At 69.1% G+C, this 13,862-nt stretch carries 14 protein-coding genes; 7 read left to right on the plus strand and 7 right to left on the minus strand.

Features of this window, described 5'->3' with window-relative positions:
* Positions 1-189: 189 nt before the first annotated feature.
* A complete protein-coding gene (locus ACFYLW_RS13875; protein WP_312064755.1) occupies positions 190-1,053 on the plus strand; it encodes an aspartate/glutamate racemase family protein in 864 nt (287 codons plus the stop codon).
* On the opposite strand, the gene ACFYLW_RS13880 is transcribed toward ACFYLW_RS13875, so the two are convergent.
* On the minus strand, positions 1,054-1,560 hold the full coding sequence (locus tag ACFYLW_RS13880) for an S-type pyocin family protein (protein ID WP_312064754.1): 507 nt from the start codon (positions 1,558-1,560) through the stop codon (positions 1,054-1,056). It abuts the gene before it with no gap.
* 135 nt (positions 1,561-1,695) lie between these two features.
* Between ACFYLW_RS13880 and coaBC the strand changes: the two genes are divergently transcribed.
* Together coaBC and dut are read left to right on the plus strand one after the other, a co-directional pair.
* Positions 1,696-2,919 (plus strand): bifunctional phosphopantothenoylcysteine decarboxylase/phosphopantothenate--cysteine ligase CoaBC, encoded by a 1,224-nt coding sequence (gene coaBC / locus ACFYLW_RS13885; RefSeq protein ID WP_313471835.1) that lies wholly within the window; start codon positions 1,696-1,698, stop codon positions 2,917-2,919.
* 11 nt (positions 2,920-2,930) lie between these two features.
* Positions 2,931-3,380 (plus strand): dUTP diphosphatase, encoded by a 450-nt coding sequence (gene dut / locus ACFYLW_RS13890; RefSeq protein ID WP_312064750.1) that lies wholly within the window; start codon positions 2,931-2,933, stop codon positions 3,378-3,380.
* Positions 3,381-3,388: 8 nt separating this feature from the next.
* On the opposite strand, the gene ACFYLW_RS13895 is transcribed toward dut, so the two are convergent.
* From ACFYLW_RS13895 to dnaK, 4 genes are all read right to left on the minus strand, one after another.
* Entirely contained in the window at positions 3,389-4,312 is a 924-nt protein-coding gene (locus tag ACFYLW_RS13895; protein ID WP_312064748.1) for a DMT family transporter, read from the minus strand.
* A gap of 7 nt (positions 4,313-4,319) precedes the next feature.
* On the minus strand, positions 4,320-5,069 hold the full coding sequence (gene dapB / locus ACFYLW_RS13900; protein ID WP_312064746.1) for a 4-hydroxy-tetrahydrodipicolinate reductase: 750 nt from the start codon (positions 5,067-5,069) through the stop codon (positions 4,320-4,322).
* Complete coding sequence (dnaJ, locus tag ACFYLW_RS13905; protein ID WP_312064745.1) at positions 5,066-6,271, minus strand: molecular chaperone DnaJ; 1,206 nt, start codon at positions 6,269-6,271, stop codon at positions 5,066-5,068. Before dnaJ ends, dapB begins: the two co-directional genes overlap by 4 nt.
* Before the next feature lie 185 nt (positions 6,272-6,456).
* Positions 6,457-8,367, minus strand: a complete 1,911-nt coding sequence (gene dnaK / locus ACFYLW_RS13910) for a molecular chaperone DnaK (RefSeq protein WP_292084631.1) — start codon at positions 8,365-8,367, stop codon at positions 6,457-6,459.
* A gap of 464 nt (positions 8,368-8,831) precedes the next feature.
* On the opposite strand from dnaK, the gene ACFYLW_RS13915 reads away from it, so the two are divergent.
* On the plus strand, positions 8,832-9,449 hold the full coding sequence (locus tag ACFYLW_RS13915; protein ID WP_312064743.1) for an alpha-ketoglutarate-dependent dioxygenase AlkB: 618 nt from the start codon (positions 8,832-8,834) through the stop codon (positions 9,447-9,449).
* A gap of 74 nt (positions 9,450-9,523) precedes the next feature.
* On the plus strand, positions 9,524-10,429 hold the full coding sequence (locus ACFYLW_RS13920; protein WP_312064742.1) for a dienelactone hydrolase family protein: 906 nt from the start codon (positions 9,524-9,526) through the stop codon (positions 10,427-10,429).
* 207 nt (positions 10,430-10,636) lie between these two features.
* Here the strand turns inward: ACFYLW_RS13920 and grpE are convergent, their stop codons facing one another.
* On the minus strand, positions 10,637-11,233 hold the full coding sequence (gene grpE, locus ACFYLW_RS13925; protein ID WP_390183205.1) for a nucleotide exchange factor GrpE: 597 nt from the start codon (positions 11,231-11,233) through the stop codon (positions 10,637-10,639).
* A gap of 41 nt (positions 11,234-11,274) precedes the next feature.
* Positions 11,275-12,363 (minus strand): heat-inducible transcriptional repressor HrcA, encoded by a 1,089-nt coding sequence (gene hrcA, locus ACFYLW_RS13930; RefSeq protein ID WP_390183206.1) that lies wholly within the window; start codon positions 12,361-12,363, stop codon positions 11,275-11,277.
* Positions 12,364-12,413: 50 nt separating this feature from the next.
* Here hrcA and rph point away from each other — a divergent pair, with 50 nt between their 5' ends.
* On the plus strand, positions 12,414-13,130 hold the full coding sequence (gene rph, locus ACFYLW_RS13935; protein WP_312065990.1) for a ribonuclease PH: 717 nt from the start codon (positions 12,414-12,416) through the stop codon (positions 13,128-13,130).
* 80 nt (positions 13,131-13,210) lie between these two features.
* Positions 13,211-13,660 (plus strand): hypothetical protein, encoded by a 450-nt coding sequence (locus ACFYLW_RS13940; protein WP_312065988.1) that lies wholly within the window; start codon positions 13,211-13,213, stop codon positions 13,658-13,660.
* Positions 13,661-13,862 lie beyond the last annotated feature (202 nt).

Here is a 13,862-nt window from a genome sequence, read left to right on the forward strand (position 1 = left end):
GCCGGCGGAGGCGCAGCCCGAAAGGGCGAAGAGGCTCGCGCCCCCGATGAGAAGATGGCGTCTGTGCATCCAGGTCTCCCAACCATAGCTGTTTTCGACCCGCCCCGACGTGCTCGTCCGGGCGGGCTTATGCCTCGATGTAATCCTAACCATTGGACGACGGAACCCCACGGGTCTAAAGGCCGCTGCATGGCGATAGGCGTTTTTGACTCCGGCGTGGGGGGCCTGACGGTCCACCGCGAACTCACGACCCGCTTTCCGACGCGGGACTTCATCTATCTGGGCGACCAGGCCCACGCCCCCTATGGCGGGCGCGGCGGCGAGGACATCGTCGAACTGACGCGCGCCGGGTGCGAGCGTCTGTTCGAGGCCGGCGCCTCGGTCGTGGTCCTGGCCTGCAACACGGCCTCGGCCATCGCGCTGCGTCGCCTGCAGCAGACCTGGATTCCCGGCATGCATGAGAAGCTGGGCCGTCCGGTCAACGTCCTGGGCATCATCGTCCCGACGATCGAGGCGGCGACTGGCCTGCCCTGGTCCTATGAGGCCGAGCGCAACGGCCGACTGGAAGGCGAGAAGAAACAGGCGATCGACGTCACCGGCGTCTTCTGCACGGCCGCCACGGCCATGAGCCGCGTCTATGAGATCGAGATCGACAAGCGCCGCGAGGACCTGGCCGTCTTCACCGAGCCCTGCCCCGGCCTGGCCGGCCTGATCGAACTGGGCGCGCCGACCGAGGAGCTGAGGGTGGTGGTCAACGACCACGTCGACGCCCTGCGCCGTCGCATCGGCCGTCACCCCGACAAGGCCATCCTCGGCTGCACCCACTACGAAATCGTCGCCGACCTGTTCGCCGACGCCCTGCCGGCAGGCGTGCAGGTGATCAGCCAGCCGAGCGCAGTGGCCGACTCCCTGGAGCGCTATTTCGCGCGCCACCCCGAATACGACCTGGGCTCATCCGGTCGCCGCGACTTCCTGACCACCGGCACGCCGGGCCCGCAGTCGGAGCTGATCGCCCGCTTCTGGGGCGCGCCCCTGACCTTCGACGCCGCCTGACTATTCGGCGGAGCGTGTCCCTGAGCGGCGCTGTCCGAAGGTCGGCGCCCGCTCCTTCTGCTGCGCCCAGTAGGCCGGGCCGTCGTCCGGTTTGAACATGGTGCGGGGCACGCCGTTGCGGTCCACCACGGCGAAGGTGTTGGTCGAGGCCTGGTAATAGAGGGTGTCGCCGTTCGGCCGCTTGACCGTCTCGGTCCCGCGCGGCGTCGCCTCGGTGAAGGCCCGCACCTTGGTCAGATAGTCGTCCGCCGACTTCGCCCCAAAGGCCGCGCCGTTGCGCTCATAGAGGCGCTGGACCTTGGCGTCGACGGTTTCGCGCCGGTTGGCCGTGACCGGGGGCTTGGCCTCGGGCGTCGCCTCGACGGCTTCGCTTTCAGGTGCCGCCGCCGAGATCAGGGCGACCGGTTCGGCCGCCGCCCGGTCGCGCGTCTCGACCGCCGAGCCGCCGCTGTCGCAGGCCGCCAGAACCAGCAGCGCCAGAACGCCCGCCGTCACTTGAATTCGCATGGGTCACCCTCCCTGAAAAACCCGCCGAACACAGTTAGGCATAAACTATTTGTTCTGGCAATGTTCCATGACTGACCACCCGATGCGACGCGGCTTTGTCTCGACGGCGTCATGCGGCCCCGCTAGAGATTCCTCATGACCGCATCCTCGCTTTCCGGCCGCAAGGTCCTGCTGATCGTCGGCGGCGGCATCGCCGCCTACAAGGCGCTGGAGCTGACGCGCCTGCTGAAGAAGGCCGGGGCCGAGGTGATGAGCTTGCTGACCAAGGCCGGCGCCGAGTTCGTCACCCCCATGTCGCTGGCGGCCCTGACCGGCCATCCGGTGCGGCAAGACCTGTTCATGCCCGAGGACGAGACGGCCATGGGCCATATCGAGCTGTCGCGCTGGGCCGATCTGGTGGTGGTGGCGCCCGCCACGGCGGGGCTGATCGCCAAGGCCGCGAACGGCATGGCGGACGACCTGGCCTCGACCACGCTTCTGGCCACCGACAAGAAGGTTCTACTGGCCCCGGCCATGAACGTGCGCATGTGGCTGCACCCGGCGGTTCAGGCCAATGTCGAGCGGCTGAAAAGCTTCGACGGCTTCCACGGCGCGGCCGTGGTCGGCCCTGACGACGGCGAGATGGCCTGCGGCGAGTTCGGCCCCGGCCGCATGGCCGAGCCCGCCGTCATCCTCGACGCGATCGCCCGCCTGCTGGCTGGCCCTGACGGCCGCCCGCTGACCGGCAAGACCGCCGTGGTCACCGCCGGACCGACCTTCGAGCCCATCGACCCGGTGCGCGGCCTGACCAATCGCTCCAGCGGCAAGCAGGGATACGCCGTCGCCGCCGCCCTGGCTGAACTGGGCGCCGAGGTGACCCTGATCTCCGGCCCCGTGGCCCTGGACGCGCCGGTCGGCGTCACCCGCCTCTGGGTCGAGGCCGCGACCGAGATGAAGGCCGCCGTCGAGGCGCATCTTCCCGCCGACATCGCCGTGATGAGCGCCGCCGTCGCCGACTGGCGCGTGGACGGCGTCGCCTCCGGCAAAATCAAGAAGAAGCCGGGCGGTCCGCCCTCCCTGGCCCTGATCGAGAACCCCGACATCCTGGCCGGCGTCTCGGCGCCCGGCCCGAAGCGCCCCAAACTGGTGGTCGGCTTCGCCGCCGAGACCAGCGACCTCGAGGGCAATGCTCGCGCCAAGCTGTCCAGAAAGGGTTGCGACTGGATCGTCGGCAACGACGTCTCGGGCGAGGTCTTCGGCTCGGACGGCAACGCCGTGACCCTGTTCACCCGGGACGGCGCCGAACCCTGGCCGCGCCAGTCCAAGACCGAGGTGGCGAGAAAGCTCGCCCGCCGCATCGCCGATCACTTCAAGGCCTGAAAGATCCCTTCATGACCACCGTCCGCGTCCAACGTCTGCCCCACGCCGAGGGCCTGGCCCTGCCCGCCTATGAGACGACGGGCTCGGCGGGCATGGACCTGCGCGCCGCCCTGCCGGAATTCGAGCCGGTCATCCTCGCCCCCGGCGAGCGCAAGCTGATCCCGACGGGCCTGAAGATCGCGCTGGAGCCCGGCTATGAGGCCCAGGTGCGGCCCCGTTCGGGTTTGGCGCTGAAGCATGGCGTCACCTGCCTGAATTCGCCCGGCACCATCGACAGCGACTATCGCGGCGAGGTCGGGGTCATCCTGATCAACCACGGCCAGCTCGCCTTCGAGATCCAGCGCGGCGAACGCATCGCCCAGATGGTCATCGCCCCCTACGCCCAGGCGGTCATGGCCGAGGTCGAGGCCCTGGACGAGACCGCGCGCGGCGCCGGCGGCTTCGGCTCGACCGGGAAATAGGCCAGGCGTCAGACCGTCGAACTGGGCGACGGCGGCGTGATCTCGCGGTGCAGAACCCGCTCGCGCCAGGCGGTGTAGAGACCGCTGCCGGTGATCAGGGCGGCCCCGATCAGGGTCGCCCCCGTCGGCGCGTCGCTCAGCAGCAGCCAGCCCAGAACCACGGCCCCGACCATCTGCAGATAGTCCAGCGGGGCCAGGACCGAGACCGGGGCGTGCTGCAGCGAACTGGTCATCAGCAACTGCGCCAGCCCGCCCGCCAATCCGCCCGCCGCCAGCACGGCCAGCACCGGCCAGCTGTGGCTGTGCCCGTCCATCAGGGCTAGACTCCCGCCCACCAGGGCGCAGGCGACGAAGAACCAGAAGACGATGGCGGTCGCCGATTCCGTCTTGCCCAGCTGGCGCAGGGTGACGGTGACCGAAGCCGCGACGAAGGCTCCGCCAAGGGCGAACAGCAGACCGCCCAGCGGCGGCGCCCCCTCGGCGCCGGGCCGCACCAGGACCAGAACTCCCACGAAGCCCAGGATGACCGCCGTCCAGCGATGACGCCCCACCTTCTCCTTCAGAAAGACGATGGACAGCAGGGTGGCGAAGATGGGGGCGGTGAAGCCGATGGTCGTGGCGTCGGCCAGGGGCAGCAACCGCAAGCCCTGGAAGATCAGCAGGATGCCGGTCACCCCCAGGGCGCAGCGCCAGACGTGAACCATGGGCCGCCGGGTCGAGATCGCGGCCAGTCCCCCGCCGCTGTTCAGCACCCAGAACAGCACCACCGGCAGGCCGAAGATCGAACGGTAGAAGACCATCTCGCCCGCCGAGACGGGCTCCATCGTCGCCGCCCACTTCATCAGGGCGTACATCAGCGAAAAGCTGAGGGCCGCCGCCGCCCGCAGCATGATGCCGTAGCTGCTCCCCTGTCTGACGCCCGGCCGGCTCATACGCCGATCAGGCCTGACGGAATCCGAGCACGTCCTGCATGTCGTAGAGGCCGGGGCGGCGGTTGCGCACCCAGGCGGCGGCGGCCACGGCCCCCTTGGCGAATAGGGAGCGGTCGATGGCCGAATGCGACAAGGTCAGCAGTTCGTCGTCCGAGCCGAACAGGACCGTGTGCTCGCCGATCACGCCGCCGGCGCGCAGGGAGGCGAAGCCGATCTTGCCGGGCTCGCGCGGACCGGTGATGCCGTCATAGGGGGCGGTCTTGAGGTCTTCCAGATCGCGGCCACGGCCGTTGGCCGCGGCCTCGCCCAGCATCAGGGCGGTGCCCGAGGGCGCGTCCACCTTGCGCCGGTGATGGGTCTCCAGCACCTCGATGTCCCAGTCGCGGCCGTCCAGACGCTGGGCCGCGTGCTCGACCAGACCGATCAGGATGTTGAGGCCCAGCGAGAAGTTGCCGCTGCGGACGATGGCGATCTTCTCCGCCGCCGCCTCTAGTTCCGCGTCCTGTTCGGGCGACAGGCCGGTGGAGCCGATGACCAGGGCCGGACCTCCGCGCGCGGCGCAGGCCCTGGCCAACTCGACAGAGGCCTCGGGCGTCGAGAAGTCGATGATGACGTCGCACAGGTTCAGGTCGGGCGTCTCGCCCCGGTCGAAACGGGCGGCGACCACCACGTCCTCGCGGGCGTCCAGGACTTGCGAAACGGCGCGGCCCATGCGGCCCCGGGCGCCGGAGATGCCGGCGTGGAAGATGTCGCTCACGCGGTCTCTTTCGGATTGTCGGCGTCGCCGCCCAGGATGTCGGCCCAGAAGCGCTTGGCCTTGCCGGCGAAGCTGGTGTTGCGCGGGGTCTGGGTCTCGCCCAGCGACGCCGCCAGCTCGGTCAGCAGCTCCTTCTGACGCGGGGTCAGATCGGTCGGGGTCTCGACGAACAGCTCGACCACCAGATCGCCGCGCTGGCGGCCGTTCAGGTGGGGCATGCCCTTGCCCTTGATGCGGACGGTCTTGCCGGTCTGGGCGCCGGCGGGCACCTCGACCGTGGCCCTGCACTTGCCGTCGCAGGCCTCCGACACCAGACAGGGGGCGTCGACGACGCCGCCGAGCGCCGCCACCGTCATCGGCACCGGCACCGTGACCAGCAGGTCCAAGTTGTCGCGCTCGAACAGTTCGTGGTCGTGCACCGACAGGAAGACATAGAGGTCGCCGCGCGGCCCGCCGCGCTGGCCGGCCTCGCCCTCGCCCGACAGGCGGATGCGCGAGCCGTCGTCGACGCCGGCCGGGATCTTGAGGCTGAGCTGACGGTTCTTGCGGACCTGACCGTGGCCGTGACAGGCGTTGCAGGGGTCGGCGATCATCTCGCCCGAGCCGCCGCAGCGGGGGCAGGTGCGCTCGACCTGGAAGAAGCCGTTGGCCTGACGCACGCGCCCGGCGCCGCCGCAGGTGGAGCAGATGGTCGGCTTGGTGCCGGCCTTGGCGCCCGAACCGTCGCAGACCTCGCAGGTCATGGTGGTGGGGACCGAAATCTCGACCTCGGCGCCCTTGTAGGCCTGCTCCAGGGTGATCTCGAGGTCATAGCGCAGGTCCGAGCCGCGACGCGGACCGCCCTGCTGCTGACGTCCGCTCCGGCCGCCGAACGCATCGCCGAAGGCGTCGCCGAAGACCTGGGAGAAGATGTCGTTGATGTCGTGGAAGCCCTGACCGCCGCCGCGTCCGAACGGGTCGCCGCCGCCGGCGCCGCCGTTCACGCCCGCATGACCGAACCGGTCATAGGCCGCGCGCTTCTGATCGTCCGACAGCACCGTATAGGCCTCGGAGATCTCCTTGAACTTGGCGAGGGATTCCTCCGAGCCGCCGTTGCGGTCGGGGTGGTGGGTCATGGCCAGCTTGCGATAGGCCGACTTCAGGCCTGCGGCGTCGATGGTCCGCTCGACCCCCAGAATTTCGTAATAGTCACGCTGCGCCATCAGGCGTTCGTCCTCTTACTTTCCCGTCGCGCCCGCCGTCCCCGTTAAGCCGAGGATCGTACGTTCGCGGATGACCCAACGGCCATGTCTGCTGACATGGGCGCCCGGTCGAATGATGCAAGTTTTATGAAACGGCCCCGCCTGCCGTCTGGCAAGCGGGGCCGGTCGTCATAAGCCGCGTTTCGTTACGCGTTCTTCTTGTCGTCGTCGGCGTCCGAGACTTCCTCGAACTCGGCGTCGACCACGCCGTCGTCAGCCGGAGCTTCCGAGGCGCCGTCTTCACCGGCGCCCTGCTGGGCGGCGTACATGGCCTCGCCCAGCTTCATCGAAGCCTGGGCCAGGGTGTTGGTCTTCTCGCGGATAGCCTCGGGGTCCGTGCCGTCCTTGGCCGACTTCAGGTCGTCCAGGGCCGACTGGATGGTCGCCTTGGTCGCGTCGTCGATCTTGTCGCCGTGTTCCGACAGGGCCTTCTCGGTCGAGTGGATCAGGCTGTCGGCGCCGTTGGCGGCCTCGACCAGATCCTTGCGGGCCTTGTCGGCCGCGGCGTTGGCCTCGGCTTCCTTGACCATCTTGTCGATGTCCGCGTCCGACAGGCCGCCGTTGGCCTGGATGCGGATCGACTGCTCCTTGTTGGTCGCCTTGTCCTTGGCGGTGACGTGGACGATGCCGTTGGCGTCGATGTCGAAGGCGACCTCGATCTGCGGCATGCCGCGCGGCGCCGGCGGAATGCCCATCAGGTCGAACTGACCCAGGACCTTGTTGTCGGCGGCCATCGGGCGCTCGCCCTGGAAGACGCGGATCGTCACGGCCGACTGGTTGTCGTCGGCGGTCGAGAAGACCTGGCTCTTCTTGGTCGGGATGGTGGTGTTGCGCTCGATCAGCGGGGTGAAGACGCCGCCCAGGGTTTCGATGCCCAGGGTCAGCGGGGTCACGTCCAGCAGCAGCACGTCCTTGACGTCGCCTTGCAGAACGCCGGCCTGAACGGCGGCGCCCAGGGCCACGACTTCGTCAGGGTTCACGCCCTTGTGCGGCTCCTTGCCGAAGAAGGCCTTCACGGCTTCCACGACCTTGGGCATGCGGGTCATGCCGCCGACCAGGACGACCTCGTCGATGTCGCCGGCCTTCAGACCGGCGTCGGCCAGGGCCTTCTTGCAGGGCTCGATCGTGCGCTGGATCAGGTCATCGACCAGGGCTTCCAGCTTGGCGCGCGACAGCTTGATGTTCAGGTGCAGCGGGCCCGAGGCGTTCATGGTGATGAAGGGCAGGTTGACCTCGTACTGCGACGTCGAGGACAGTTCCTTCTTGGCCTTCTCGGCCTCTTCCTTCAGGCGCTGCAGGGCCAGCTTGTCGGTCCGCAGATCGACGCCCTGCTCCTTCTTGAACTCGTCGGCCAGGTAGTCGACCAGACGCAGGTCGAAGTCCTCGCCGCCCAGGAAGGTGTCGCCGTTGGTCGACTTCACCTCGAAGACGCCGTCGCCGATCTCCAGGATCGAGACGTCGAAGGTGCCGCCGCCCAGGTCATAGACGGCGATCTTCTGACCGTCGTTCTTCTCCAGGCCATAGGCCAGGGCGGCCGCGGTCGGCTCGTTGATGATGCGCAGGACTTCCAGGCCGGCGATCTTGCCGGCGTCCTTGGTGGCCTGACGCTGGGCGTCGTTGAAGTAGGCCGGAACGGTGATGACGGCCTGGGTCACGGTCTCGCCGAGGTAGGCCTCCGCGGCCTCCTTCATCTTGCCGAGGGTGAAGGCCGAGACCTGTTGCGGCGAATAGTCCTTGCCGTGGGCGCGCACCCAGGCGTCGCCGTTCGGGCCCTTGACGATTTCATAGGGCACCATGCCCTTGTCCTTGGCCACCACCGGGTCATCGAAATTGCGGCCGATCAGGCGCTTGATGGCGAAGAAGGTGTTGGTCGGGTTGGTGACCGCCTGACGACGCGCAGGCTGGCCGACGAGCACTTCGCCGCTGTCCTGGATCGCCACGACCGACGGGGTCGTGCGGTTGCCTTCGGCGTTCTCGATGACCTTGGGGTTCTTGCCGTCCATGACGGCGACGCACGAGTTGGTCGTGCCGAGGTCGATGCCGATGATCTTGGCCATGAGCTTGTCTTTTCACTCCTTGCGGCGGGCGATGCGGCGGCCTTCGAAAAGCGCCGCGCGTGACCGCCCCCAGTTGGGCTGAAAGCCGTTCCGGTCGTCCGGTCAGGCGGGTTGGATGGTTGCGGTCGAAAGCCCCAGCAACTTCGGGGTTTCTTCCAGACTGGCCCGGATATGGGAAAGACCGCAGGGGCCGCAAGGGTTTCGTGCGGTTCAGGACGGATTCGGCGCCGTTTACCGCAATAGACCCTCTCCCGGCGGCTGAGAGCTCGAGCCTCCAAGCGAAGCCTGCACCTCGCCGTCACCCCGGACGGCCCGAAGGGACGATCCGGGGCCCAGTCGCTGGATCCGAGGACGACTCGGCGGAATGTTGGGTCCTGGGTGCCGGGTTCGCTTCGCGCCCCGGAATGACGGCAAGGATGGACGAGACGCTTCTCCCACTGAGGGATGGGTCTTAAACGGGGAATATGTCTCCACCTCGCGAAACCCCGACCGGCTTGCCCGGCTTTCGCCTGTGGCCGGGCGCGCTCGACGGGACGGCGCAAAAGGCCCTGCTGGATCAGGTGCTGGCGGCGGCTGAAACGGCTCCCTTTTATCGCCCCGTCACGCCCGGCGGGCGTCCTTTTTCGGTCGAGATGACGGGCATGGGGCCTCTGGCCTGGGTTTCGGACCGGGCGGGCTATCGCTATCAGCCGGCCCACCCGGTCACCGGCCAGGCCTGGCCGCCGATGCCGCAGGCCCTGCTCGACCTGTGGGACGCCCTGACCGGCTGGCCCGCCCCGCCGGACGCCTGCCTGGTCAACCTCTATCGCGGGGAGGCGAAGATGGGCCTGCATCAGGATCGCGACGAAGCCGATCTGTCGGCGCCCGTCCTGTCGGTGTCGCTGGGCGATACGGCGGTCTTCCGCATCGGCGCGGCCGAAGGCGGCAAGACCCACAGCCTGAAACTGGCGTCCGGCGACGTCTGCGCCCTGACCGGCCCGGCCCGCCTGGCCCGGCACGGCATCGACCGCCTGCTGGCGGACTCGTCGCAGTTGGTCCCCGGCGGCGGACGGATCAATCTGACGCTGAGACGGGCGCGCTGATCGGGACTCGACGGGGACGTCAAAGCCGGGCCACAGTCCCGGCCTCATTTGTGACGCAGCACCGGAGACCCGCGATGACCCTGATCACCCGGCCCGAGGGCCTGAGCGCCGACCAGATCGCCCCCAGCCGCCGCAGCCTGGGGGTCGCGGCCCTCGGCGGCGTGGCCTTCGCCGCCTACGCCCCCGCCGCCCTCAGCCAGACGGCCAGCCCGATCACCACCGACAGCGCCGGCCTGATCGCCCACACCGTCTCCTTCCCGGCTCCCGACGGCTTCGAACTGCCCGCCTATCTGGCGCGGCCCGAGGGCGACGGCCCCTTCCCTGTGGTCATCGTGGTGTCCGAGATCTTTGGCGTGCACGAATACATCCGCGACATCTGCCGCCGCCTGGCCAAGGCCGGTTACGCCGCCGTCGCACCGGCCTTCTTCGTGCGCAAGGCCGACCCGGCCCCGCTCAGCGACATGGCCGCCATCATGACCATCGTCGGGGCCGCCGGATACGAACAGGTCATGGGCGACGTGGGCGCGACCCTGGAATGGATCGGCCTGCAGTCCTGGGCCAAGGCCGACAAGGTCGGGATCACCGGCTACTGCTGGGGCGGCAAGGTGGTGTGGCAGGCCTGCGCCCGCTTCGCCGCGCTCGACGCCGGGGTCGCCTGGTACGGCCGCCTGGCCCCCGCCGCCAACGCCACCGACGAACAGAAGGCGGCGGGCCGTCCCTGGCCCGTCGATCTGGCGGCTGATCTGAAGGCCCCGGTGCTGGGCCTCTACGGCGGGCAGGACGGCGGCATCCCCGTCGCCAGCGTCGAGGCCATGCGTGCGGCCCTGACCGCCGCCGACAAGAGCGACAGTCAGATCATCCTCTACGACGACGCCCCGCACGGCTTCCACGCCGACTACCGCGCCAGCTACCGCGAGGCGGATGCGCAGGATGGGTGGCGACGGCTGCTGGCGTTTTTCGAGCATCGGCTGAAGCACTAAGGCTACCTAACCCGCTCATCCCCGCGGAGGCGGGGACCCAGTGAGAGCGCCAGTCGGAGACCTCACTCGTCAATCGAAGTGCTTGGAAGCCAAAACACTGGGTCCCCGCCTCCGCGGGGATGAGCGGAAATTGGAAGCGAACCGCCCCAAGCAAAAAAGGCCCGGAGCATCCGCCCCGGGCCTTTTTCATTCTCACTCGGCCGAGGCTCACGCCTTAGCGTCGAAATTCCCGCCGGTCGTATTGGCTTCCGAATAGGCGCCGCCCGCCGGGCCAGAGCCCTTGGCGGCGACCGCCACCATGGCGGCGCGCACGGTGCGGCCGAACAGGGCGTAGCCGGGCTGCAGGGTCTGGATCACCGTGCCGCCGGGAACCGTGTCCGAGGGCTGCTCCATCACGGCCTGGTGCAGATGAGGGTCGAAGGCCTCGCCCGGCTCGGGCGCCACGCGGGTCAGACCGTTGGATTCAAAGGCCGACAGCAGGGATTTCTGCGTCAGCTCCAGGCCCGTGACCATGGCGGCGGCGGCGCTGTCGGTCTCGGCGCCTTCCAGCACCTTGGGCGCCGACAGCAGGCCGCGTTCCAGGGTGTCGGCCACGCTCAGCAGGTCCTTGGCGAAACGCTGGATGGCGTAGGCGCGGGCGTCGTTGGCCTGGGTCTCGGCGCGGCGCTTGATGTTCTCGGCGTCGGCCACAGCGCGCAGGGCGCGGTCCTTCCACTGGTCGCGCTCGGCGATCAGGGCGTCGACCACGGCCATGTCGCCGTCTTCGGCGGCTTCCTGCGCGGCGTCGATGGCGGCCTCTCCCATGTCCTGCTCGAGTTGGTCCCGGGTCTCGTCGTTGATGTCGTTCACGTCTCTTGTCCGTCCAGAATCCGGCCCAGCACCCGGGCGGTATAGTCCACCAACGGGATGACACGGGCATAGTTCAGTCTTGCAGGGCCGATGACGCCGATGGCGCCCAGCATCCGCTGCCGACCCGTCATATAGGGCGCCGCGATCACGGCGGAACCCGAAAGCGAAAACAAGCGTGTTTCGGCGCCGATGAAGATGCGCACGCCCTGGGCGGCGCCGACCCCGTCCAGCAGGCCGATCAGCTGTTCCTTCTGCTCCAGATCGTCGAACAGGACCCGCACCCGCTCCAGATCCTCGACGGCTTGCGCGTCCTGCAGCAGGTTGGCCCGGCCGCGCACGATCAGCGCCCGGTCGCGTTCGCCCCCGCCGGACCAGGCGGCCAGACCGTCCTCAACCAGACGGGCGGCGGCGGCGTCCAGCTCGCGCCGGGCGGCGTCCAGTTCGGCGCTCATCTCGGTGCGCGCCTCGGCCAGAGGGCGGCCCTTCAGCCGGGCGTTAAGGAAGTTGGAGGCCTCGGACAGCGTCGAGGGCGTCACCCCCGCCGACAGGGGCATCAGCCGATTCTCGACCGTGCCGTCGTCCCCGACCAGAACCGCCAGAGCCTGATCATGGCCCAGGGCCACGAACTCGACGTGCTTGACGCCCGCATCGCGCACCGGACTGGCGACGATGCCCGCCCCGCCGGCCAGACCGGACAGAAGGTTGCTGGCGGCGTCCAGCGCCTCTTCGAAGTTGCGCCCCTTCCCCGCCAGCCGCGCGTCGATCTCGCGGCGTTCTTCCTGACCGATGTCGCCGACCTCCAGCAGGCCGTCGACGAACAGGCGCAGACCCGCGTGGGTGGGCACCCTTCCCGCCGAGGTGTGGGGCGAGGCCAGCAGACCCGCCAGCGTCAGATCCTGCATGGTGTTGCGGATCGAGGCGGGCGACAGAGCCAGCCCGCCGCGCGAGATGGTGCGCGATCCGACCGGCTCGCCCGTCTCCAGATAGGTCTCGACGATGCGGCGGAAGATGTCGCGCGCGCGCGCGTCCAGCGTCCCCAGGCCAGCGGGGGCGCTTCCGAACGGCGACGGATGGGGGGCATACAGGCTCACGCTTTCAGGATAAGCACGCCCCACTCAGGTTCCAAGGAAATCCCATGCGCCCGTCTGAACGCACCCCCGAACAACTCCGCGCCGTCACGCTGGAGACCGGCGTCAACCGCTACGCCGAGGGCTCGTGCCTGGTCACCTTCGGCCACACCAAGGTCCTTTGCACCGCCTCGGTCGAGGAAAAGGTGCCGGGCTGGATGCGCAACACCGGCCAGGGCTGGGTCACCGCCGAATACGGCATGCTGCCCCGCGCCACCCATACGCGCGGCCGTCGTGAAGCCGCCGCCGGCAAGCAGTCGGGCCGCACCCAGGAAATCCAGCGCCTGATCGGCCGCTCCTTGCGCGCCGTGGTCGACCTGAAAGCGCTCGGCGAGCGTCAGGTCCTGATCGACTGCGACGTCATCCAGGCCGACGGCGGCACCCGCACCGCCTCGATCACCGGCGCCTGGGTGGCCATGGCCACCGCTCTCAACTACCTCAAGGACGAGGGCGTGCTGAAGGCCGACCCGATCATCGATCAGGTCGCGGCCGTGTCCTGCGGCATCTTCAACGACCTGCCGGTTCTGGACCTCGACTATGAGGAAGACTCCACCGCCGAGGCCGACAGCAACTTCGTCCTGACCGGCGCCGGCGGCATCGTCGAGATCCAGGCCACAGGCGAGAAGCGCGGCTTCTCGCGCCCAGAGTTCGACCGCCTGTTCGAACTGGCCGGCATCGGCTGCGGCGAACTGTTCGCCCTGCAGCGGGCCGCCCTCGGCAAGTAAACTGGGCCGCTAAAACCACAGACTAGGCCGCGAGGGCCGATCGGGGCATGGTGGGGTCTTCCGCGAACGGAGACTGCCTCATGCGCCCCGCCCTCGCCGCCTCTCTTCTGGCCCTGTCGGCCGCCCTTCTGGCCGGTTGCGGCCAGCCGCAGCCCGCGCCGGCCGAGACGCCGTCGGCGGGCGTCGACACCAGGCTGTCGCAGGAACCGATCGACGCCGTGCCGCTCAAGGATACGCCCGTCGCTCCGCCCAAGCCCAAGGCCGAACCCAAGCCTGAGCCCGTCACGCCAGAAGCCGAGACGCCAGCGGCCACGCCCGCCGTCACGCCCGTCGGCGAGCCCGGCTCCTGCCTGGCCGAGATCGGCGAGGCCCGCTCCAAACGTCTGGTCGAGCGCTGCATCGCCGTCAGCCCCGCCACCCGTCCGCCCTGCAACAGCGCCAACCCCTGCGACATGATCCAGGGCGAGATCGACCGGTCCTGCGCCATGTACGGCCCGGATGAGACCAAGCCGAAGGAATGCGGGGGCTGATTCCAAATGCCGCCGCCTCTCCCTCCCCTTCATGGGGAGGGTGGTCGCGCAGCGACCGGGTGGGGAGGGCCAGGCTGATTATCCGCAGCGTCTGACCTGCCGAAGCGCCCCCACCCGTCTGGCGCTTCGCGCCAGCCTCCCTCCCCACAAGGGGGAGGGAGAACCAGCGCTCAAACAGCCCGCGACCGCGTCGCGGGCGATA

Origin of the sequence: Brevundimonas sp. NPDC007368 (assembly GCF_042869015.1) — a bacterium.
In the GTDB taxonomy this organism is placed as follows: Bacteria; Pseudomonadota; Alphaproteobacteria; order Caulobacterales; family Caulobacteraceae; genus Brevundimonas.